Genomic DNA, 21,642 nt, shown 5'->3' with positions numbered 1-21,642 from the left:
TTCAGGCTACCGACGTCTCAGGCCGCGGTGAGGATCTCCGCGCCGGAGTCGGTGACGACCAGGGTGTGCTCGAACTGGGCGGTCCACTTCCTGTCCCGGGTCGCCACGGTCCAGTCGTCATCCCAGATCTCATAGTCCAGGCTGCCGAGATTGATCATCGGCTCGATCGTGAAGGTCATCCCGGGTTCGATCACGGTCTGCACCGACGGCTGGTCGTAGTGCAGCACCACCAGGCCGTTGTGGAACGTGGTGCCGATGCCGTGACCGGTGAAGTCGCGAACGACGTTGTAGCCGAACCGGTTCGCGTACGCCTCGATGATCCGTCCGATCACCGACAGGGCGCGGCCCGGCTTGACCGCCTTGATCGCGCGCATGGTGGCCTCGTGGGTGCGTTCGACGAGCAGCCGGTGTTCGGAGGAGACGTCGCCCGCCAGGAAGGTCGCGTTGGTGTCGCCGTGCACGCCGTCGATGTAGGCGGTCACGTCGATGTTCACGATGTCGCCGTCCTCGATGACCGTCGAGTCCGGGATGCCGTGGCAGATGATCTCGTTCAGCGACGTGCAGCACGACTTCGGGTAGCCCTTGTAACCCAGCGTCGACGGGTAGGCACCGTGATCGACCATGTACTCGTGGGCGATCCGGTCGAGTTCGTCGGTGGTGACGCCGGGGGCGACCGCTGCACCCGCCTCGGCGAGCGCGCCGGCGGCGATCCGGCCGGCCACCCGCATCTTCTCGATCACCTCCGGGGTCTGCACCCACGGCTCCGAGCCCTCCTGCGCCGTCGGCCTGCCCACGTACTCGGGACGGGGAATCGACGCAGGCACCGGCCGTGTCGGCGACACCGTGCCGGGCCGGAGGGCGGTCCTTACAGACATGACGCAATGCTAGCGTTCGGCCATGGAGGTCACCCCGGGACACCTGTTCGCGCAACTGAACTTCCGCGACATCGAGGAGTCCGACGACCGGATGGTCATCGAGTTGGACAACCGTCCCGATCTGACCAACCGCCGTGGCGCGCTGCAGGGCGGCCTCGTGGCGACGCTGATCGACGTCGCGGCGGGCCGGCTCGCCGACCGCCGGGTCGGGCCCGGACGGGATGTCACGACGGCCGACATGACGGTCCACTTCCTGGCCCCGGTCCTCGAGGGCCCCGCCCGCGCCGAGGCGACGGTGGTGCGCGCGGGCCGCCGACTGTCGATCATCGCGGTCGACGTCGTCGACGTCGCACGCGACCGGCTGGCCGCGCGGGCCACGCTGAGCTTCGCCGTGCTCGACAGCGCGTAGGTCAGCGGCCCCGGCGGGGCAGCCCCACCCGCCACGACTTCTGCGGACCGCGGATGTCGACCGAGCCGCACACCACCTTGCCGGTGAGCACCACGTGCGGATTGCCTTCTGCCGGAGCATCTCTGCGATGGTCGGTGGCGCTGCCCACGGTGACCTCGACGTCGTCGATCGAGGCGCTGGCGCCGTCGGGCAGCCGCAGATCCAGGCCGCCGAACTTCATGTCGAGCTCGATGATGACGATCGGACCGGCGAACCGGGCGCGGGTCAGGTCGAGGTCCACCGATCCCATCCGCCGGTAGAGGGCCAGCCGGGTGGGCACCACCCACGCGCCCTGCCGCTTGAGCGAACCCATCACACCGCGCAGTTCCACCCGGTCGGCCGCGGACGCGACGATCGCGCCCGGGCCGGGCAGGTCGCCGACGAGCGCGTCGAGATCCGACGGCAGCCGCGCCCGCGACACCATCGCCGAGCGTTCCTCGAACTCCTGGATGTCGATCAGGCCGAGCGCGACGGCGTTGTGCAGCCGGCGCAGGGTCCCGTTGCGGTCCGCGTCGGAGATCCGCATCTCGGGCATCTCGGCGGGCAGCCTGCCGTGGTTGATATCGGTCATGACCGTTCCACGGTACCGCTGGAGCCCGCCGTCAGGCCTGGTAGTCAGGCGGCAGCGAATCGAGCATGCCCTTGAGCATGCGCACCGCGTACTCCGAACTGCCGCCCCCGACGATCAGGGCCGAGAAGGCCATGTCTCCGCGGTACCCGGTGAACCAGGAGTGCGAGCCACCCGCGAATTCCGCCTCGCCGGTCTTTCCGCGCACGTCCCCGGCCCCCTGCAGGTCCTTGGCGGTGCCGTTGGTCACCACCAGGCGCATCATCGGGCGCAAATTGTCGACCACGCTGGGCGGGATCGGCTGGCGGTCGCCGGTGATCTCGGTGTCGCGGCCTGCGATCAGGCGCGGCACGGGGGTCTGGCCTGCGGCGACGGTCGCGGCCGCCAGCGCCATCCCGAACGGGCTGACGAGCACCTTGCCCTGACCGAAGCCGTCTTCGGTGCGTTCGGTGAGGTTCACCGTCGGAGGCACCGAGCCGCTGACCGTCGAGATGCCGGCGATCTTGTAGTCCGGGCCGATGCCGTACTGCGACGCGGCCTGGGTCAGGCCCCGCGGCGGCATCCGGCTGGCCAGCTCGGCGAAAGTGGTGTTGCAGGAGCTGGCGAAGGCCCGCGACATCGGCACCGTGCCGAGGTCGAATCCGCCGTAGTTGGGCACGGTCCGGTGCCCGATGTCGAGGTGGCCGGGGCAGCCCAGCAGGGTGTTGGGGGTGGCCATGTCGCGTTCGATCGCGGCGCCCGCCGTCACGATCTTGAACGTGGACCCGGGCGGGTAGAGGCCCATCGTGGCGATCGGTCCCTCGCGGTCGGCGGCTGCGTTCTGCGCGACGGCCAGGATCTCGCCGGTGGACGGTTTGATGACGACGATCATGGCCTGCTTGCCGGTGACGTCGACCGCGTTCTGCGCGGCGTTCTGGATGGCGCGGTCCAGGCTGATGCTCACCGACGGGGCGGGCGTGCCGGGCACCTCGTTGAGGACGTCGACGTCGACGCCGTTCTGATTCACGGTCACGACCCGCCAGCCCGGGGATCCGTCCAGTTCGTCGGCGACGGTCTTCCTGACCTCGTCGACGAGCGCCGGCGCGAAGTGTTCGTCGGTGGGCACCATCTCGGGTTGCGGGGTGATGACCACGCCGGGCAGCGCGCCCAGGGCGCCGACCACCGCGTCGCGGTCGGCTTGGCGCAGCGTCATCAGGCTCAGTGGGCCTTTGGTCGAGCTGGCCTGTTCGGCGAGCCGCTGCGGGTCGAGTGTGTTGTCGAAGCGGCGCAGGGCGTCGGCGACCGTGCGCGCCGTCGGCATCAGGTTCTCGCCGGCGGCCTTCGCGTCGAGCGCGAACGCGTAGCGGAATCCGGGCACCAGCACGGTGGTGCCGCCGCGTTCGTTGACCGAGGCGCGGGGCGGGGCGTCGGCGCGCAGCGCCAGCGTCTGATTCTCCCCCAGCCGCGGGTGCAGGCCGGTCGCACTCCAGCGGACCTGCCAGCGGCCCTCGTCGCGGACCATGTTCAGCTGCCCGTCGTAGGTCCAGGTGCGGTCCTTGGGCAGGTGCCAGGTGTAGCGGTAGGCGATGCTGCCGGTGTCCTCGGCGTACTTGGAGCTGAGGATCTGCGCGTCCAGGCCCGTGGCCTGCAGACCGGCCCAGGCCTCGTTGAGCGCGGCGCGGGCGTCGTCGGGACGGTCGGCCAGCGCGGCGGCGGCCCCGGTGTCACCGGTGGCCAGCGCGGCGAAGAACTCTTCGGCGGTGGGCTCGGGACCGTTGGGCCGGGGCGTGCAGGCCCCGAGCGACAGGACCAGGACGACGACCGCGACGAGCGACGCCGCGGTCGATACGGATGAGACTCTTGTTGCCATTGGGACAGATGTTAAGAAGTAACGATCCGGTTTCGACGGAGGCGCACCGCACCGTTGCGCCCAAACCGACGTTTGGGCGTGAACGGGCGAGAAGAAGCGACCTTTTCGTCGATCTCGGTGGGCGGGAAAGCGGTTATGCGCCGGCAGCGGGGGCGCGCACCACCAGCGGCGCCGCCGGGAAATAGGCCGCCATCTCCGAGCGCGAGGTGCGCAGCGCCGCGGTGCCGTAGCCCTGCTTGCGGTGCTCCGGGTGAATCCAGATGCGCACGTCGACCTCGCCGCCGCACAGTTCCCCGAACACCATCCCCACCTTGGCGGCGCCGACCTCGGCGACCAGCCACGCCGCCTCCTCGGCGGCGACCCGGGTGACGGCGTCGCGGATCTCGTCGCCGAGATCGCGCGGCGGGGCGTCGGTGCCGTCACCGGCCGAACGCATGTCGCGGGTGCGGGCGGCGAAGATGTCGCGGTCGGTGTCGGGACTGAACGGCCGCAGTCGCAGACGCCGCGACGAGCCAGGCGTCTGCTCAGCCGCACCGGGGGTGGCGAGCTGACTGGTCAGCGTGTCCAACTCCGCGGCGATCCGGCGCCGTGACACCCGGGTCAGGCGATCGAACGACAGCCTCAGCACCGCTTCGGCCGCGTCGGCCGACGTGTCGAGCAGATCGGCGAGCGCCTCGATCGCCGCGTCGTAGTCCTCGGAGGCCACGACCGCGTCGAGCACCTCGTGCCGCCGTTCCAGCGCGGCCACCATCGCGTCGGCGACGACCTTGCGCTGCACCGCCGCATCCTGTTCGGCCGTCAATCGAGCAGCACCGTGGCGAACGAGGCGATCTCGGTGAACCCGATGCGCGCGTAGGTGGCGCGGGCGACGGTGTTGAAGCTGTTGACGTACAGGCTCGCGATGCGACCGCTGCCCACGACGGCCGCGGCGACCGTCGCGGTGCCCGCGGTGCCCATGCCCCGGCCCCGGAAGTCGGGATGCACCCAGACTCCCTGGATCTGGCCCACCGCCGGAGACTGCGAACCGATCTCGGCCTTGAACACCACCTGTCCGCGATCGAACCGGGCCCACGCCCGCCCCGCCGCGATCAGCCCGGCGACCCGGCGGCGGTAGCCCCGGCCGCCGTCACCGATCCGGGGGTCGATCCCGACCTCGCCGATGAACATGTCGATCGCGGCGACGAGGTAGGCGTCGAGTTCCTCCATCCGCACCTGCCGCACCGCCGGGTCGACGGCACAGGCGGGTGCGGTGCCGAGCGCCATCAGCGGTTGGTGCGCGCGCACGTCGCGGGCCGGCCCCCACACAGGCTCCAGTCGCTGCCACATCGGCAGCACGAGTTCGGCGCGGCCCACCAGCGACGAGCACCGCCGTGACGTGCTCATCGCCTTGTCGGCGAACGCATTCAGGTCACCGGCGGCGCCACGCAACGGGATCAGGTTGGCCCCGGCGTAGCAGAGCGATTCGCTGGCACGCCGCCGCGTCCACAGTTCGCCGCCGATGGCCGACGGCTCGATGCCGTGCTCGGCAACGCGGGAGGCGACCATGCAGGAGGCCACCGGGTCGTCGTCGAGGACCTGACGGACGGCGGTCATGTCGCGGATGTCGCGCACCACCGACACCCTTCGCTCGTCAACGAGGCGAAAAAGCGGAGGAGCCGACATCTGGACTCTTTCTGCGACGACCCTTGGCATCAGACCCCGTGCACGGGGTCTGGGGTCAGCTTACGGTCACAACCGGCGAACCGCTGGCATCCCCGGAACCTTGCGCCGTGTCCATCTGCTCGGCCAGCCGCATGGCCTCCTCGATCAGCGTCTCGACGATCTGGGCCTCGGGCACGGTCTTGATCACCTCGCCCTTGACGAAGATCTGGCCCTTGCCGTTGCCGGAGGCCACCCCGAGGTCGGCTTCGCGCGCCTCACCGGGACCGTTGACCACACAGCCCATCACCGCGACCCGCAGTGGCACGTCCATGCCCTCGAGGCCCGCGGTCACCTCGTTGGCCAGGGTGTAGACGTCGACCTGCGCGCGCCCGCACGACGGGCACGACACGATCTCCAGACCGCGGGGCCGCAGGTTCAGCGACTCCAGGATCTGGTTGCCGACCTTGACCTCCTCGACCGGCGGCGCCGACAGCGAGACGCGGATCGTGTCGCCGATGCCCTTGGACAGCAGCGCGCCGAACGCGACCGCCGACTTGATGGTGCCCTGGAACGCGGGCCCGGCCTCGGTGACCCCGAGGTGCAGCGGGTAGTCGCACTGGGCCGCGAGCTGCTCGTAGGCGGCGACCATCACGACGGGGTCGTTGTGCTTGACGCTGATCTTGATGTCGCCGAAGCCGTGCTCCTCGAACAGCGACGCCTCCCACAGCGCGGACTCCACGAGCGCCTCGGGCGTGGCCTTGCCGTACTTCTCGAGGAAGCGCTTGTCCAGCGAGCCGGCGTTGACGCCGATGCGGATCGGGATGCCGGCGTCGCCGGCGGCCTTGGCGACCTCGGCGACGCGGCCGTCGAACTCCTTGATGTTGCCCGGGTTCACGCGCACGGCCGCACATCCCGCGTCGATCGCGGCGAAGATGTACTTGGGCTGGAAGTGGATGTCGGCGATCACCGGGATCTGCGACTTCTTGGCGATGGCCGGGAGCGCGTCGGCGTCCTCCTGACGCGGACAGGCCACCCGGACGATGTCGCAGCCCGACGCGGTCAACTCGGCGATCTGCTGGAGCGTGGCGTTGATGTCGTGGGTCTTGGTGGTGCACATGGACTGCACCGAGATCGGGTGATCACTGCCCACGCCGACGTCGCGCACCATCAACTGACGGGTCTTGCGGCGCGGGGCCAGTACGGGCGCCGGGGCGGCCGGCATTCCTAAACCGATGGAAGTCATCAGAGCTTTTCCTTCTGGAACCGAGCGGACCCTATTGGAACAACCTGATCGGATTGACCAGGTCGGCGGTCACGGTCAGCAGCATGTAGCCGACCACCAACACCAGCACCACGTAGGTGGCCGGCATCAGCTTGAGATAGTTCACCGGGGCGGCGGCGACCTTGCCGCGCGCGGTCCGGAACATGTTGCGCAGTTTCTCGAACACCGCGATCGCGATGTGGCCGCCGTCGAACGGCAGCAGCGGCACCAGGTTGACCGCGCCGAGCACGAAGTTCAGCTGGGCGAGGAAGAACCAGAAGGCCACCCACAGCCCCGCTTCGACGGTGTCGCCGCCGATGATGCTGGCGCCGACCACGCTGATCGGGGTCTCCGGGTCGCGCTCCCCGCCGCCGATCGACTGCACCAGCGCGCCGACCTTGGTGGGGATCTTGGCCAGCGACTTGCCCAGTTCGACCGCGAGGTCCCCGGTGAAGGCGAAGGTCGCCGGCACCGCGGACAGCGGGTTGTATTGCGTCGGGCCGAAACTGGCGGCGGTCACGCCGATGGTGCCGACGTTGGCGGGCGCCGGTTCGGCGCCGTCGCCGCCCGCGATGTAGCGCTGGCTGGGGGTGACGTTGACCGTGGTGACGAACTCACGGGTCTGCCCGTTCTCGTCGCGCTGCACGGTGATCGGCGTCGGCCCGTTGAGTTTGCGCACGGCCGAGGACATCTCGTCGAAGTTCGCCACCGGGGTGTCGCCGACCTTCACCACGACGTCACCGGCGCGGATGCCGGCGGCCGCGGCCGGGCTGGCCGTCACGCATTCGCCCAGGGTGCCCTGCGTGACTTCGTCTTTCACACACGATGTCTCCCCCACCATCGCGTTGGTGGGCTGGTGCAGGTTGGGCAGGCCCCAGATGATCGCGATCGCGTAGATCAGCACCAGGCCGATGACGAAATTCATCCCGGGTCCGGCGGCCAGCACCGCGACGCGCTTCCACGTCTTCTGCCGGTACATCGCGTAGGGCCGGTCCTCCGGGTCGAGTTCCTCGACCGAGGTCATGCCCGCGATGTCGCAGAAGCCGCCGAGCGGGACGGCCTTGACGCCGTACTCGGTCGAGCCCAGCCGATTGCGCCGGTGCGTCGACCACAGGGTCGGACCGAACCCGACGAAATAGCGCCGCACCTTCATCCCGGTCGCGCGCGCGACCCACATGTGGCCGCACTCGTGCAGCGCCACCGACAGCAGGATGGCGAGTGCGAAGAGCACGATGCCGATCGCGAACATCATCTGGTGGGCCTCTACTCCTGCTAGTCCCGGGTACCTGCGAACTCGTGCTCGACGGCACGCCGGGCGCGGTCGCGCGCCCAGTCCTGTGCATCGAGGACGTCATCCACGGTAGCTGGTTCGGCGGCCCACTGGTCAGCAGCGCGCAGCACGTGCTCGACCGTGCGCACGATCGCGGGGAATCCGATCCGGCCGGCCAGGAACGCCGCGGCCGCCTCCTCGTTGGCGGCGTTGTAGACCGCGGTGAGGCAGCCGCCGCCCACACCGGCTTCTCGGGCGAGCGTGACCGCGGGGAACACGGCGTCGTCGAGAGGTTCGAAGTCCCAGGTCGAAGCGGTGGTGAAGTCGCAGGCCAGGGCGGCCCCGGCGACCCGTGACGGCCAGCCCAGCGCCAGCGCGATCGGCAGCTTCATGTCCGGCGGGCTGGCCTGGGCCAGCGTCGAGCCGTCGGTGAAGGTGACCATCGAATGGACGATCGACTGCGGGTGCACGACGACCTGGATGCGGTCGTAGTCGACCCCGAACAGCAGGTGCGTCTCGATCAGCTCGAGGCCCTTGTTGACCAGCGACGCCGAGTTCAGCGTGTTCATCGGCCCCATGGACCAGGTCGGATGGGTCCCCGCCTGCTCGGGCGTGACGTGTTCGAGCTGCTCGGCGGTCCACCCGCGGAAGGGGCCGCCCGAGGCAGTGAGCACCAGCGCGGCGACCTCGTCGGCGGTGCCGCCGCGCAGGCACTGCGCCAGCGCGGAGTGCTCGGAGTCGACCGGCACGATCTGGCCGGGTGCGGCCGCCTTGACCACCAGCGGTCCGCCGGCGACCAGCGACTCCTTGTTGGCGAGCGCCAGCCGGGCACCGGTGGCCAGCGCCGCCAGCGTGGGTTGCAGGCCCAGCGCACCCACCAGGGCGTTGAGCACCACGTCGGCCTCGGTCTCGGTCACCAACCGCGTCACCGCGTCGGGTCCGGAGTACGGGACGTCGCCGAGCACGTCGGCCGCCCGCGGGTCGGCGACCGCGATGTTCGTCACGCCCGTCTGCGCGCGCTGCGCGGCGAGCAGATCGGTGTTGCCGCCGCCGGCGGCCAGCCCGACGACCTCGAACTCGTCGGGGTTGGCCGCGATCACCTCGAGGGCCTGGGTGCCGATCGACCCTGTGCTTCCGAGGATCAGTACGCGTCGCGTCACGGGTTCATTGTGCCGCGCCGGCACCTGTGAGGTGACTGTGACACAAGTGTGACGTGAAGCCTCCGGACCGATCCAAAAAGCGAATGGCGGTGAATCACGTGTGTCAGCCAAGGACGGGCACAGAGGCCCGCCCACGAAGGGATGAAGTGATGCTCACAGTTCACCGCAAGTCCGCCGCCGCCGCGAGCCTCGCCGCTCTGGCCATCTTCGGAGCCGCCGCGTGTTCCAGCGAAGAGGCGTCCAGCACGGCTTCGTCGGCGACCAGCGCAGCCTCCTCGGCCGTGGAGTCGGCGACCGCTACCTCGTCCTCGCCGACCAGTGCTGCGGCCGATCCCGCTGCCAACCTCGTCGGCTCGGGCTGCGCCGCGTACGCCGAGCAGGTGCCGTCGGGTCCGGGTTCCGTGGCCGGGATGTCGACCGCTCCGGTGACCGAGGCCGCCGCGGCGAACCCGATGCTCAAGACGCTGACCCAGGCGCTGTCGGGCCAGCTGAACCCGAATGTCAACCTCGTCGACACGCTCAACGGCGGTGAGTTCACCGTGTTCGCCCCGACCGACGACGCCTTCGCCAAGATCGATCCGGCGACCATCGAGNCAACCGCCTCCCCGGCAAGACCGGTGACAACCTGCTGACCAGCATCCTCACCTACCACGTCGTGCCGGGCCAGGCTGCGCCCGATGCGGTCGCCGGTGAGCACAAGACCGTGCAGGGCGCGAACCTGACGGTGACCGGCGCCGGGAACGACCTGAAGGTCAACGACGCCGGACTGGTGTGCGGCGGCGTGAAGACCGCCAACGCCACGGTGTACATGATCGACACCGTCCTGATGCCCCCGGCCGCCTGATCACGGCCGCATCGATTCACCAAAAGTACTGTCAATTAACATCTTTGAGGAGATCGACATCATGATGAACAACGCACGACGCGTAGCCGGCATCGGGTTCGCCGCGGCGACCGCCGCCGGCATGATCCTGGCCACCGCCCCGATCGCGGGCGCCCAGCCCGCGGGCCCCGGGTGTGCGGCCTACGCCGAACAGGTGCCCGCCGGACCCGGTTCGGTTCAGGGCATGTCGATGGCGCCGGTCGCCGAGGCGGCGTCGAACAACCCGCTGCTCAAGACGCTCACCGCAGCCGTCTCGGGTCAGCTCAACCCGCAGGTCAACCTCGTCGACACGCTCAACGGCGGTGAGTTCACCGTCTTCGCCCCGACCGACGAGGCGTTCGCCAAGATCGATCCGGCGACGATCGACAAGCTCAAGAACGACGCCCCGCTGCTGACGAGCATCCTGACCTATCACGTGGTTCCGGGACAGGCCGATCCGTCGAAGGTCGTGGGCACCCACAAGACGGTGCAGGGCGCTGATCTGACGGTGACGGGCACCCCCGACCACCTGATGGTCAACTACGCATCGGTGGTTTGCGGTGGCGTGAAGACCGCCAACGCGACCGTGTATCTGATCGACACGGTGCTGATGCCGCCGGCGGCCTGACGGCCCCAGGACAGAGGATCCCCCGCCTATTCCCCCCCGACCGGGCGGGGGATCCTCGTCGGCGCTGCGGCGCCGTCATCGTTCCGTCCGATTTGCACTTGTTTCTCGATCCGAATTCCGGGGCAGCATCTATTCCATGACCGCCGTGATGTGGTTCCGCCGTGATCTGCGGCTCGCCGATCTGCCCGCACTACTGGCCGCCGCCCGCGACGACGACGCCGACGGCGAGGTCCTCGCCTGCTATGTGCTCGACCCCCGGCTCGAGGCCTCGTCGGGACCGCGCCGGCTGCGCTATCTCTATGACGCGCTGCGAGATCTGCAGGAACGCCTCGACGGCCGCCTGCTGATCACCCGCGGTGATCCGGCCGCGCGAATTCCGAAGCTGGCCAAGGCCATCGACGCGAGCGCCGTTCACGTCTCCGACGACTTCACGCCGTTCGGCAGGCGTCGCGACGACCAGGTGCGCGACGCGCTCGGCGACATCGATCTGGTCGCGACCGGCTCCCCCTACCTCGTCTCACCGGGCCGGGTCACCAAGCCCGACGGCAGCCCCTACAAGGTGTTCACCCCGTTCTTCTCCGCGTGGCGCAAACACGGCTGGCGACCCCCGGCGGAATCAGGGCCCGACTGCGCCCAATGGGTCGATCCGTCCGACGTGCGGGGCGCGAAGCTCGTCGACGTTCCCGACGTCGACGTCGAGCTCGATCTGCCCGCCGGTGAGCAGGCGGCGCGCAAGCAGTGGGAACAGTTCCTCTCCGACGGGGTAGCCGGCTACGACGACGACCGCAACCGGCCGGACCTGGCCGCGACGAGCAGGATGTCGGCGCACCTGAAGTTCGGCGCGATCCACCCGCGCACGATGGCCGCCGACCTCGGCCGCGGCAACGGAGCGGCTGCCTACCTGCGCGAACTGTGTTTCCGCGACTTCTACGCCTCGGTGCTGCACGCGTGGCCGCGCAGCGTGTGGTGGAACTTCAACAGCGCGTTCGACGCCATCGAGGTCGACGAGGGAAAGGACGCCGAGAAGGCGTTCGAGGCGTGGAAGGCGGGCCGGACGGGCTTCCCGATCGTCGACGCCGGCATGCGTCAGCTCGCCGAAACGGGGTTCATGCACAACCGGGTGCGCATGATCGTGGCTTCGTTCCTGGTCAAGGACCTGCACCTGCCGTGGCAGTGGGGCGCGCGCTGGTTCCTCGATCAACTGGTCGACGGGGACATGGCCAACAATCAGCACGGTTGGCAGTGGGCGGCCGGCTGCGGGACCGACGCGGCGCCGTACTTCCGGGTCTTCAACCCCACCACCCAGGGCAAAAAGTTCGACCCGTCCGGTGACTACATCCGGCGCTGGGTGCCCGAACTGGCCGATGTGCCCGACGTCCACAAACTCGACGGTGACCGGCCCGAGGGCTACCCGGAGCCGATCGTCGACCACGGCCACGAACGCGCCGAGGCGCTGCGCCGCTACAGCAACCTGAGTTGACGCCGGCTCACTTGAGCAGCAGCCCGGCGTCGACGGGCAGCGCCACCCCGGTGATGTAGCGGCCCGTCGGCGCGCACAGGAACATCACCGCGTCGGTCACGCTGTCCGGTTCCATCATCGGCAGCGTCATCAGCGGCCGCTGCGACTCCCCGAACGATGGGTGCTCGGCGACGAATCCGGCCATCGCCTCGTTGATCACCATCGGGGTCGCGACGCCGCCGGGATGCACCGAGTTGACCCGGATGTTGCGGGCGGCCAGCGACGTGGCGAAGTGCCGCATCAGGCCGACGACGCCGTGCTTGGCGGCGGTGTAGCCGGCCGCGCCGTGGGTCATGCTGTCGAAATCGGTGCTGACGGACTTGAATCCGGCCGCCGAACTGGTGAGCACGATCGCGCCGCCGTCGGGGTTGCGCAGCAGCGCGGGCAGCGCGGCGTCGACGGTGAAGTAGACGCCGTTGAGCAGGACGGCCACCGCGTCGGTGTAGGCGGTGATGTCACGGCCCTGCGCACCGGCAGCGGGCAGGATGCCCGCGTTGGCGAGCACGAAGTCGAGCCGCCCGAACTCGCCGACTCCCCGGTCCACGACCCCGGCGAGCGCGTCACGGTCACGGACGTCCGCGTGCTCGGCGACGATGCGTCGGCCCGTCTTCTCGACCAAGCGCACCGTTTCCTCGAGGTCCTCCGGAGTGGCCATCGGGTACGCCACGCTGTCGAGTTGCTCGCACAGGTCGACGGCGATGACGTCCGCGCCCTCCTCGGCGAACCGGACGGCGTGCTCCCGGCCCTGCCCCCGCGCGGCGCCCGTCACGAAGACCACCCTGCCGGTGAACCGTCCGTCGGCCTGCTGCGCTGCCATGACCGGCCAGCCTACGGCTGTGTCAGAATGGCCTCAACAACCGAGACCGGAGGAGCAGCTGTGGCAAGCACCGAGGTGGAGCGACACACGGGTGTCGACGTCGAGGACGTGCCGTCCGCACAGTGGGGCTGGTCCAAGGAGAATCGGCGGCTGCAGCAGGTCGGCGGGGTCATCGCCGCGGTGTTCCTGCTCCTGATGACGCACGGCAACCACCAGGGCCACGTCGAGGACTGGTTCCTGATCGCCGGCGCGGCCCTGCTGCTCGGGTTCGTGGCCCGCAGCGTCTATCTCGGCCGCAACAGCGACACCCGCTAGCGACTCACACCGGGGAGAGCGGGCGCAACGCCGCGGGGCGCACCCGGTACAGCGTCTCGGCGTCATGGCCGCGCGCCCGGCCCTCGGCCGTCAACGCGTGGCCCTTGAACGCCCGCGCCGCGCCACTGACCGCATGCGTGACCGGTTCCAGTCCCCGTCCGGTCTCGCCCTGGGCCGGTGTGCCCCACATGAGGATCTCGATCACGCCGTCGCGTGCGATGCGCGCGAGTTGGTGACGTAACCGCGCGTCGTGGCTCAGCAGATCCGGCGCGACCGCCACCGCCGCCCCCGGCGGCAACGCCCGCAGCGCGGTCGCGATGTCGACGATCTCCGTCGTGCCGGTGACGCCGAGGATGGCCAGCGATCGGGATGCCTTGCAGCCCGCCGCGATCACGGTCACGTCCCACCCGGCGCGGGCGCGGTCGCACAGGAAGCCACCCGCCGCCTCGACGAGGTCGCCGATGTCACCCATCTCACCGCCCAGGACCAGCAGCCGGTGCCTACAGCAGCTGTCGGACGTCACCTCGAACGTGCGCGCGCTCATCGCACCCAGGGTGACACTTCTTGCATGTTTTGTAAAGGCGCGTGGACGCAGTGATCGCGAAAGACGTCCTCGGCCAAGACTTCTGCGTCAGACCGCCACAGCCGGCGGGAGGGCGCTGCCGACCGGTGTCAGATCGCCGGACAGCCCCGCCGCGCGGCGGATGTCGACGAACGACTCGATCAGCGCGTCGGTCGCCTCGTGCGGGTCCTCCAGCGTGCGGTCGTCGGTGAGCACCGAGACGGCCAGTTGGTCGACGTAGCTCCACACCGTGATGTTCATCCCGCTGCCCGCGACGATCGGGCCGACCGAGTAGATCTCGTTGACCGTCGCGCCGTGGATCAGGCCGCGCTCGCGGGGACCCTTCACGTTCGAGATGGTCAGGTTCATCACCATCGCGGACTCGACCCGCCGCGCCTGCTGACGGAAGATGCGCGGCGTCGCCGCCGGCGGCAGATACGACAGCCAGGACGGCAGCAGGGTCGGCCCGAGCATCTGGTGATTCTCCTTGGCGATCGCCGTCGCCAGTGCGGTGAGACGGACCCGTTCGAGCGGATCGTCGACGTGGACGGGCAGCGACGGGGTCATGTAGGTGAACTCGTTGCCCATCAACCGCTGCGGTGAGGTGTCGACGCTGACCGGGACCCCGGCGATGAGCGGCGCGTCGGCGGCCCCGTCGTACCGCAACTGCAGACGGCGCAGCGCCCCCGCCGCCGTCGCGAGCACGATGTCGTTGAGCGTGACCCCGAGGTGCCGCGCGGTCTCCTTGACATCGGCCAGCGCCAGCGGCGCGGTGGCGAACCGCCGGCCGGGCGAGACCACGTGGTTGATGAACGTCGGCGGCGGGGCGAAGTTGCGCGCCAGGTCGGGATTCGGGCCGCGCTCGCGCGCGCTGCGACGGACCCGCGTGACCCCGGCGGCGGTGTCGCGCAGCAGCCGGGGCAGCCGGCTCAGGCCCCGGAGATGGTCGCGGCCGGCGGCCTTGAGCAAGTTGATCGGCGCCTGCGAATCCGGGGGCGCATCAGCGAGCGCTCCCCCGACCTCCGGGTCGCGCGGACCGATCGCCATCGCCATCTGGTTCGCCGACGCCATCCCGTCGGCGAGCACGTGGTGCACCTTGTGGATGACCGCGATCCGGTTGTCCGCCAACCCTTCTGCGACATACATCTCCCACAGCGGGCGACTGCGATCCAGGGGTGTGCTCGCGATCTCGCCGATCAACTCGTCGAGTTCACGCCGCCCGCCCGGGGCCCGCACCCGGGCCCTGCGCAGGTGATAGTCCAGGTCGATCTCCGCGTTCTGCACCCACATCGGGTGGTGCAGCTTGAGCGGGATGTCGACGAGCTGACAGCGCAGCGGGGCCAGGGCGTGCAGGCGCGGTAGCGCCAGAGTGCGGAACATGTCGAAGTCGAACCCGTCGATACCGGACACGTCGAGCACGCCGATCTTTAGCGTGTGCATGTGGATCTCCGGTGTCTCGCTGTACAACATCATGGCGTCCACGCCGTTGAGCCGCTTCATCGATCACCCCGTTCGTCGACACCCTGGTACCCATTTCACCTGTTCTGCGCACCCCGCGATGGGCATTTGTACACTGCCGACCATGAGCCTGGTCGCCGGCCGCGGTCCTCTCACCGCGGACCGCGCGGGCCGCTTCGTACCGCCGCTGTCCGGGGACCTCGTCTACATCGAGCCGCATCCCCGGCGGGTGCAGGCAATCCGCAACGGGCACACCGTGATCGACACCGAGCGCGCACTGCTGGTGCACCGCCGCGGCCAACCGCTGCACTACGCCTTCCGCGTCGAGGACGTCGGGGATCTGCGCGCCGACCCGGTACCGGAGGCACCGGGATTCGTCGTCGTGCCCTGGACCGCGGTGGACACGTGGATCGAGGAAGGCCGCACCCTGGTGCACTACCCGCCCAACCCGTACCACCGGGTGGACTGCCGGCCCACCACCCGCCGGCTCCGGGTCGACCTCGCAGGCGTCCCGCTCGTCGACACCGACGACACCGTGATCGTCTTCGAGACCTCGCTGGCGCCGCGCCTGTACGTGCGGCCCAGCCTGGTCCGCACCGACGTGCTGCGCAGGTCCGCCACGACGAGCTACTGCAACTACAAGGGCCACGCGACGTACTGGGGCGCCGTGGTCGGCGATGTGGTGGTCGACGACGTGGCGTGGAGCTACGACGAGCCCCTGCCGGAGAGTTCGCCGATCGCCGGGATGCTCAGCTTCGACGAGACACGTGCAGACGTCACCGCGCACCTGCCCGCTCAACCTCGTGTCGGTCCACCTCGGTGATGGAGCTGCCGGCGGCCGCGCTCTAGAGTCAGCGCCATGCCACGATGGTTCGCGCTGGAAGACGCCGACGCCGATTTCCTGGAGTCGGCGCCGCATGTGTTCCGCTACGAGAAGCACTACGACGCCGCCCCCGCGCAGGTCTGGGAGTCGCTGCAGTCCGACGCGTCGCTGTCCGAATGGGGGTCGACGGTGACGTCGCTGACCTGGACGTCACCGCGGCCGTTCGGCGTCGGCACCACCCGGACGGTGGCCCTCGGGCCCGCGCAGGTGCACGAGCGGTTCTTCCGCTGGGACGAGGGCTCGGGCTACAGCTTCTACGTCTACGAGGCGAACGCCCCGCTGTTCCGGCGTTTCGCCGAGGACTACCGCGTCGAACCGGACGGCGCCGGCACGAAGTTCACGTGGCTGGTCGCCATCGAACCGGTCGGGGCCATGCGGCTGCCGTTCACGGTGCTCGCTCCGATCGTCAAGGCCGGGTTCGGCCGGATGGCCTCCGACGGGCAGAAGCATTTCGCCGCCCGCTAGCTGGATCGCGCAGCTGCTGGATTTCGACCGCCGCAGCGACGACACGTTCGTCACGACGCAGCCGGCAGCGGGTCCCGGCCCCCGCCTGTTCGGCGGTCTGATCGCGGCGCAGGCCCTCGGCGCGGCCGGGGCCACCGTGGACCCGGGAAAGCTCCCGCAGTCGCTGCATCTGTACTTCGTCCGCGGCGGCCGGTACGGCGAGGACGTCGAGTTCCGGGTCGAGCGCACCCGCGACGGCCGGTCCTTCGACACCCGCCGCGTCACCGCGGTCCAGCACGGCGCCGTCATCCTCGAGATGATCGCGTCGTTCCACGTGGCCGAACCGGGAGCAGACCAACAGCCGGATGCCGTGCCGTCCCTGTCCCTCGAGGACGCCCGCGCCAAGGCGCCGGGCATCGAGTATGCGGACAGGTTCGAGATCCGCACCCGCCCGGGCGACGAGTCGGTGTTCGCGCTGCCGCCGTTCTGGATCCGCACCCGGGCCGAGATCGAGGACGATCCGCTGATCCAGGCGTGCACGCTGACCTTCATGTCCGACTTCGGCCCGGTTCCCGTGGCCCGGCCCGCGGGTGCGCCCCTGACGCCCGGCGCCGCATACGCCGCCAGCCTGGACCACTCGGTGTGGTTCCACCGTCGATTCATCCCGCACGCCTGGCACCGCTACGAGGTGGAGCAGCGCAACCACAGCGACTCCCGCGGACTGGTGCTCGGCTCGCTGTTCGACCTCGACGGCGTGCTGGTGGCCACCACCACCCAGGAGGCACTGTGGCGCCTGTAGCCGAAGCGGGTCCGGGGCGACGACGCCGTGGCGTAGGTTCGCCCGTGTGCCGACTCTGACCAACCGCCAGATCGTGTTGCGCCGCCGCCCGAACGGACTCGTCGCGCCCGAGGACACCGAACTCGTGACGACGACGGCGCCGGAACCGGCTGCCGGGGAGGCACTGGTGCGCACCACGTACGTGGGCATCGACGCGGCGGCCAGGACCTGGCTGGACGACCAGCCCAGCTACCTGCCACCGGTGCAGATCGGCGAGGTGATTCGCGCCGCGGGAATCGGCGAGGTGATCGAATCCCGTTGTGACGCCTACAGTGTCGGCGACGTGGTGACCACCCTGACTGGCTTCCAGGAGTACACCATTGTCCGGGACGACCTGTTCACCACGCCGGTCCCCGGCCCCGGGGACCAGGTCGATCAGCGCGCGGTGATGTCGATCTACGGCCCGACCGGCGCCACCGCGTACTTCGGGATGACCGGCATCGGCCGGCCGCAGCCGGGTGAGACGGTCGTGGTGTCGGCTGCCGCCGGTGCGACGGGTTCGGTGGCGGGCCAGATCGCCCGGATCGCGGGTGCGCGGGTGGTGGGCATCGCTGGCGGGCCGCACAAATGCCGGGCCGTGGTCGAGGACTTCGGATTCGACGCGTGCATCGACTACCGCGGTGAGGATCTTCCGGCGGCGCTGAAGAAGCACTGCCCACGCGGTGTCGACGTGTACTTCGACAACGTCGGCGGACCGATCCTCGACGCAGTGCTCGGCAGGCTGGCCCGCAAGGCGCGGGTGGTTCTGTGCGGGGTCATCTCCAGTTACTTGACCGGTGAGCATCCCGGCCCCGCCAACTACGTCAACCTGCTCGCCAAGACCGCTCTGATGCAGGGGTTCAACGCCCTCGACGAATGGGGCCGGTTCGACGAGGCGTTCGCCGCGCTGCGCCGGTGGGACGAGGAGGGCCTGCTCGTGCACCGCGAACACATCTTCGACGGCATCGAGTCCTGCGTCGACGCGCTCAACGGTTTGTTCACCGGCGCCAACATCGGCAAGACCCTGGTTCGAATCTGAGACTCAGCGCGCCGCGATGACCTCGGCGCCGAACCGTTCGACGGCATCGACGGCGCGGGCCAAGCTGTCGCCGGGCACCGTCACCTGGATCCACGTCACGCCGGCCCTCTCCAGATCGGAGGCGCCGGCGAGGAACGCGTCGGCGTTGAAGGCGTCGTCACCGGGATCGCCGCCGGCATCGTTGGTGAAGGCGATGTCGACGTCGAACGGATCGCGTCCCGCGTCCTCGAGGCGACGACGCAGATCGGCGATCCCCGCGACGAGCCGATCCACGGTGTCGAGCGCGGCGGTGCGGGCGGTCTTCGCGAGCGCAGCGGGCGCCCGGAACGGGCACCAGCCCTGTCCATGGGCGGCCACCCGCGCCCTCGCCGCCGCGGTGTTGCCCCCGATCCAGATCGGCGGATGCGGCGCGGTGAGGGGACGGGGGTGCGCGGTGATGCCGTCGGCGGTGAAGTGCCTGCCCTCGACGCTGACGTCGTCGCGGGTCCAGATCTGCCGGATCACGTCGAGCGACTCCTCGAACAGAGCGGCGCGCTCGTCGAAATCCACACCGAGCGCGGCGAATTCGCGCTTGAGGTAGCCCACCCCGACCGCGAGGACGAAGCGGCCGCCGGAGACCAGGTCGAGCGTCGCGCCGGCTTTCGCGACGACGAAGGGGTTCCGGTAGGGCAGCACGACGATGTTCGGGATCAGTCTCAGCGTCGTAGTGTGCGCGGCGGCGAAACCCATCGCGACGAAGGGGTCCAGCGTGTCGTGGCCACCCGCCGCGAGCCATCGCGTGCCGGGCGCCGGATGGTCGGTGAACCCGAACCCGTCGAAGCCGGCCGCCTCGGCTGCAGCGGCGATCGTCGCGATGCCCGACCCGGTGACCAGGTCGGGGGTGTAGGGGTGACTGTGCATCGGATGGGTGAGCGCGAAATGCACGCCGGCCTCCCTCTCGTGGCGGCTAGAACCGCCTTCTTCTTCTGTGAGAATGTCGTTACCATGGCGGGGGCGGAATGTACAGCGACAAGGAGGTCCATGAGCAGGCCCGAGATCGGCGTGTACCTGCCCCACATGGGCTTCACCTACGAGGAGGTGCTGCGGCGCACGCGACGCTGCGACGAGCTCGGCATCGAATCGCTGTGGCTCTACGACCATCTCTACGCGCCCGGCATGCCCGACCTGCCGTCTCTGGAGGCGTGGACGCTGGCGACCGCACTGCTGAGTAACACCGAGCGGATCCGGATCGGACACATGGTGCTGTGCAATCAGTTCCGCCACCCTGTGATGCTCGCGAAGATGGCCACCACGCTCGACCAGATCTCCGGGGGCCGGCTCACGCTCGGTGTCGGAAGCGGCTCCATCGACGACGAGCACCGGCGGGGCGGCTTCGACTGGGGGACGTTCGCCCAGCGCTCGGGGCGGCTCGGCGAGACGCTGGAGATCCTCCACCAGGCATTCGGCGAGGAGCGAATCACGCACGCGGGCAAGCACTTCACGGTCTCCGACATGCCGGTCAAGCCGGGCCCGGCGCAGCGGCCGCGCCCCCCGATCGTGGTCGGCGGGGTGGGCGCGACGTACACCCTGCCGCTCGTGGCCCGCTACGCCGACGTGTGGAACGTCCCGACCTACGCGCTCGGCGACCTCGAGAACGCGATCACCGCGCTCCGGTCGGCGTGCGAGGCCGTGGGCCGGGACCCGGCGTCCATCGTGATGTCGATCGAAGCGGTGGCGGCGCTGGCACGCGATGACGCGGCGCTGCCCGCGGTGCGCGACACCGCCGAGAAGCGTTTCGGCGGGCCGGGATTCGGGCTGCACGAGGCGGGGCTGATCGGAACCCCCGCCGCCGTGGCGGACCGGCTGCGTGAGCTGATCGGGATGGGGTTCGGCCAGATCGTGCTGTTCACCCACGACCGCTGCTCGGACGAGACACTGGACCTGCTCGCCGGCGAGGTCATCCCGGCGTTGTAGCCCCATCCCCTCTTCGGCGAGTGTGCGTGTCTGCGGTCGACGCGCCGCTCTCGGCGGACATTTCATGCACGCTCGGCGTGGCCGAGAACTGTTGCGGCGCCGGGGTTATCCCCAATCCCGGATTCATCCACAGGCGGCGGGATTCGTGTTNTCGGCGGACATTTCATGCACGCTCGGCGTGGCCGAGAACTGTTGCGGCGCCGGGGTTATCCCCAATCCCGGATTCATCCACAGGCGGCGGGATTCGTGTTTCGGGATGTCTGCGGGCTCGGGCAGAATCGTACGTATGTTCGATCAGCTGTTCGCCGACGTCGCCGATGAGGCGTTGCTGGGCGCGATCGAGCAGGCCGCTGTGGAAGAGGCNGCAGAATCGTACGTATGTTCGATCAGCTGTTCGCCGACGTCGCCGATGAGGCGTTGCTGGGCGCGATCGAGCAGGCCGCTGTGGAAGAGGCGCAGGCCAGTGCGCGACGACTCGCCGCGATCGCCGAACTGACCCACCGCACCGTCGACGACGACGATGAACGCTCCCGCTGGAGCTTCGATCTGTGGGCCGCCACCTCCGTCGACATCGGCGCCGCGCTGAGCATCGGACAGCGCCGCGCCTCGGCGCAGATGCGCATCGCGATGGCCCTGCGCGACCGACTGCCCCGCGTCGCGGCTCTGTTCTGTGCCGGCCGCATCGATGCCCGGGTCATCTCGGAGCTGAGCNCGATCTGTGGGCCGCCACCTCCGTCGACATCGGCGCCGCGCTGAGCATCGGACAGCGCCGCGCCTCGGCGCAGATGCGCATCGCGATGGCCCTGCGCGACCGACTGCCCCGCGTCGCGGCGCTGTTCTGTGCCGGCCGCATCGATGCCCGGGTCATCTCGGAGCTGAGCTGGCGCACCCATCTGGTCGATGACCACCAGGTGCTGGCCATCATCGACGCCGAACTCGCCGAGCACGCTACATCGTGGGGAGCGCTGTCCAAAGACAAGCTCATCGGCGCGGTCAACGCCGTCATCGAACGCTACGACCCCGACGCGGTCCGGCTGACCGCCATCGCGCTGCGCGAGCGCGACTTCCACATCGGCGCCCACGAGGACGGGGCGGAGACCACCTCGGTATGGGGCCGGTTGATCGCCGCCGACGGCATCGCCGCCGAGCGGCGCATCCTGGCCATGATCGACGGCGTCTGCGCCAATGACCCGCGCAGCATCGGGCAACGCCGTTCCGAGGCCGCGGGCGCGTTGCTCAACGGCCGCACACACCTGCCCTGCCGCTGCGGTTC

22 protein-coding genes and 3 pseudogenes are annotated in these 21,642 nt (G+C 69.8%); 13 read left to right on the top strand and 12 right to left on the bottom strand.

Translation table 11 applies throughout. From position 1 onward, the window contains the following. Positions 1-17: 17 nt before the first annotated feature. Complete coding sequence (gene map / locus MCHUDSM44219_RS05335) at positions 18-875, bottom strand: type I methionyl aminopeptidase (RefSeq protein ID WP_048417198.1); 858 nt, start codon at positions 873-875, stop codon at positions 18-20. A 22-nt stretch (positions 876-897) separates the two neighbouring features. Here map and MCHUDSM44219_RS05330 point away from each other — a divergent pair, with 22 nt between their 5' ends. Beyond that, the gene (locus MCHUDSM44219_RS05330; RefSeq protein WP_048417197.1) at positions 898-1,284 is read left to right on the top strand and encodes a PaaI family thioesterase; all 387 of its coding nucleotides are present in this window, start codon (positions 898-900) and stop codon (positions 1,282-1,284) included. Position 1,285: 1 nt separating this feature from the next. Here MCHUDSM44219_RS05330 and MCHUDSM44219_RS05325 read toward each other — a convergent pair whose 3' ends face one another. The 7 genes from MCHUDSM44219_RS05325 to dxr form a co-directional block, all read right to left on the bottom strand. Further along, the gene (locus tag MCHUDSM44219_RS05325) at positions 1,286-1,894 is read right to left on the bottom strand and encodes a DUF1707 SHOCT-like domain-containing protein (protein ID WP_048417196.1); all 609 of its coding nucleotides are present in this window, start codon (positions 1,892-1,894) and stop codon (positions 1,286-1,288) included. Positions 1,895-1,925: 31 nt separating this feature from the next. Beyond that, the gene (locus MCHUDSM44219_RS05320; protein ID WP_048417195.1) at positions 1,926-3,740 is read right to left on the bottom strand and encodes a penicillin-binding transpeptidase domain-containing protein; all 1,815 of its coding nucleotides are present in this window, start codon (positions 3,738-3,740) and stop codon (positions 1,926-1,928) included. Positions 3,741-3,873: 133 nt separating this feature from the next. Further along, a complete protein-coding gene (locus MCHUDSM44219_RS05315) occupies positions 3,874-4,491 on the bottom strand; it encodes a GNAT family N-acetyltransferase (RefSeq protein WP_048417225.1) in 618 nt (205 codons plus the stop codon). A 47-nt stretch (positions 4,492-4,538) separates the two neighbouring features. Beyond that, the gene (locus tag MCHUDSM44219_RS05310) at positions 4,539-5,402 is read right to left on the bottom strand and encodes a GNAT family N-acetyltransferase (RefSeq protein ID WP_048417194.1); all 864 of its coding nucleotides are present in this window, start codon (positions 5,400-5,402) and stop codon (positions 4,539-4,541) included. Positions 5,403-5,457: 55 nt separating this feature from the next. Beyond that, positions 5,458-6,624 (bottom strand): flavodoxin-dependent (E)-4-hydroxy-3-methylbut-2-enyl-diphosphate synthase, encoded by a 1,167-nt coding sequence (gene ispG, locus MCHUDSM44219_RS05305; protein WP_048417193.1) that lies wholly within the window; start codon positions 6,622-6,624, stop codon positions 5,458-5,460. Positions 6,625-6,655: 31 nt separating this feature from the next. After that, the gene (locus MCHUDSM44219_RS05300; protein ID WP_048417192.1) at positions 6,656-7,894 is read right to left on the bottom strand and encodes a M50 family metallopeptidase; all 1,239 of its coding nucleotides are present in this window, start codon (positions 7,892-7,894) and stop codon (positions 6,656-6,658) included. Between the two features lie 20 nt (positions 7,895-7,914). Then, positions 7,915-9,072, bottom strand: coding sequence for a 1-deoxy-D-xylulose-5-phosphate reductoisomerase (gene dxr / locus MCHUDSM44219_RS05295; RefSeq protein ID WP_236695360.1), 1,158 nt, complete (start codon positions 9,070-9,072; stop codon positions 7,915-7,917). Positions 9,073-9,221: 149 nt separating this feature from the next. Between dxr and MCHUDSM44219_RS30690 the strand changes: the two are divergent. From MCHUDSM44219_RS30690 to MCHUDSM44219_RS05280, 4 genes and pseudogenes are all read left to right on the top strand, one after another. Continuing rightward, a pseudogene (locus MCHUDSM44219_RS30690) lies at positions 9,222-9,665 on the top strand (fasciclin domain-containing protein); the annotation flags it as partial. A gap of 1 nt (position 9,666) precedes the next feature. After that, a pseudogene (locus tag MCHUDSM44219_RS30685) lies at positions 9,667-9,916 on the top strand (fasciclin domain-containing protein); the annotation flags it as partial. 61 nt (positions 9,917-9,977) lie between these two features. Next, the gene (locus MCHUDSM44219_RS05285) at positions 9,978-10,562 is read left to right on the top strand and encodes a fasciclin domain-containing protein (protein ID WP_048417190.1); all 585 of its coding nucleotides are present in this window, start codon (positions 9,978-9,980) and stop codon (positions 10,560-10,562) included. A gap of 136 nt (positions 10,563-10,698) precedes the next feature. Further along, positions 10,699-12,042, top strand: coding sequence for a cryptochrome/photolyase family protein (locus MCHUDSM44219_RS05280; RefSeq protein WP_048417189.1), 1,344 nt, complete (start codon positions 10,699-10,701; stop codon positions 12,040-12,042). 7 nt (positions 12,043-12,049) lie between these two features. On the opposite strand, the gene MCHUDSM44219_RS05275 is transcribed toward MCHUDSM44219_RS05280, so the two are convergent. After that, positions 12,050-12,898, bottom strand: coding sequence for a mycofactocin-coupled SDR family oxidoreductase (locus MCHUDSM44219_RS05275; protein WP_048417188.1), 849 nt, complete (start codon positions 12,896-12,898; stop codon positions 12,050-12,052). Between the two features lie 60 nt (positions 12,899-12,958). Between MCHUDSM44219_RS05275 and MCHUDSM44219_RS05270 the strand changes: the two genes are divergently transcribed. Further along, positions 12,959-13,213 carry a DUF2631 domain-containing protein gene (locus MCHUDSM44219_RS05270; RefSeq protein ID WP_048417187.1) on the top strand — a complete coding sequence of 85 codons (255 nt, stop codon included), beginning with the start codon at positions 12,959-12,961 and terminating at the stop codon, positions 13,211-13,213. A gap of 4 nt (positions 13,214-13,217) precedes the next feature. Here the strand turns inward: MCHUDSM44219_RS05270 and MCHUDSM44219_RS05265 are convergent, their stop codons facing one another. Further along, positions 13,218-13,757, bottom strand: a complete 540-nt coding sequence (locus MCHUDSM44219_RS05265; RefSeq protein ID WP_048417186.1) for a hypothetical protein — start codon at positions 13,755-13,757, stop codon at positions 13,218-13,220. 87 nt (positions 13,758-13,844) lie between these two features. Beyond that, positions 13,845-15,275, bottom strand: coding sequence for a WS/DGAT/MGAT family O-acyltransferase (locus tag MCHUDSM44219_RS05260; protein ID WP_048417185.1), 1,431 nt, complete (start codon positions 15,273-15,275; stop codon positions 13,845-13,847). Positions 15,276-15,357: 82 nt separating this feature from the next. On the opposite strand from MCHUDSM44219_RS05260, the gene MCHUDSM44219_RS05255 reads away from it, so the two are divergent. The 4 genes from MCHUDSM44219_RS05255 to MCHUDSM44219_RS05240 are packed head-to-tail and all read left to right on the top strand — an operon-like array spanning position 15,358 to position 18,416. After that, positions 15,358-16,056, top strand: coding sequence for a DUF427 domain-containing protein (locus MCHUDSM44219_RS05255; protein ID WP_048417184.1), 699 nt, complete (start codon positions 15,358-15,360; stop codon positions 16,054-16,056). A gap of 36 nt (positions 16,057-16,092) precedes the next feature. Then, complete coding sequence (locus MCHUDSM44219_RS05250; RefSeq protein ID WP_048417183.1) at positions 16,093-16,581, top strand: SRPBCC family protein; 489 nt, start codon at positions 16,093-16,095, stop codon at positions 16,579-16,581. Next, positions 16,565-17,359, top strand: a complete 795-nt coding sequence (locus MCHUDSM44219_RS05245) for an acyl-CoA thioesterase (protein ID WP_048417182.1) — start codon at positions 16,565-16,567, stop codon at positions 17,357-17,359. Before MCHUDSM44219_RS05250 ends, MCHUDSM44219_RS05245 begins: the two co-directional genes overlap by 17 nt. Positions 17,360-17,405: 46 nt before the next feature. Next, a complete protein-coding gene (locus tag MCHUDSM44219_RS05240) occupies positions 17,406-18,416 on the top strand; it encodes an NADP-dependent oxidoreductase (RefSeq protein ID WP_048417181.1) in 1,011 nt (336 codons plus the stop codon). A 3-nt stretch (positions 18,417-18,419) separates the two neighbouring features. Here the strand turns inward: MCHUDSM44219_RS05240 and MCHUDSM44219_RS05235 are convergent, their stop codons facing one another. Next, positions 18,420-19,340: an LLM class F420-dependent oxidoreductase gene (locus tag MCHUDSM44219_RS05235; RefSeq protein ID WP_048417180.1), complete on the bottom strand. Its 921-nt coding sequence runs from the start codon at positions 19,338-19,340 to the stop codon at positions 18,420-18,422. 96 nt (positions 19,341-19,436) lie between these two features. On the opposite strand from MCHUDSM44219_RS05235, the gene MCHUDSM44219_RS05230 reads away from it, so the two are divergent. The 3 genes and pseudogenes from MCHUDSM44219_RS05230 to MCHUDSM44219_RS05220 all read left to right on the top strand — a co-directional run. Next, positions 19,437-20,369: an LLM class flavin-dependent oxidoreductase gene (locus MCHUDSM44219_RS05230; protein WP_048417179.1), complete on the top strand. Its 933-nt coding sequence runs from the start codon at positions 19,437-19,439 to the stop codon at positions 20,367-20,369. A 378-nt stretch (positions 20,370-20,747) separates the two neighbouring features. Further along, positions 20,748-21,080 (top strand): annotated as a pseudogene (locus tag MCHUDSM44219_RS05225) (DUF222 domain-containing protein); the annotation flags it as partial. 74 nt (positions 21,081-21,154) lie between these two features. Continuing rightward, a partial coding sequence (locus MCHUDSM44219_RS05220) for a DUF222 domain-containing protein (RefSeq protein WP_413783582.1) occupies positions 21,155-21,642 on the top strand: 488 nt, incomplete at its 3' end.

The sequence above is a fragment of the Mycolicibacterium chubuense genome (assembly GCF_001044255.1).
Classification (GTDB): Bacteria; Actinomycetota; Actinomycetes; order Mycobacteriales; family Mycobacteriaceae; genus Mycobacterium; species Mycobacterium chubuense.
The sequence above is the reverse complement of the archived record's forward strand: the minus strand, read 5'-3'. Positions and strand labels throughout refer to the sequence as shown.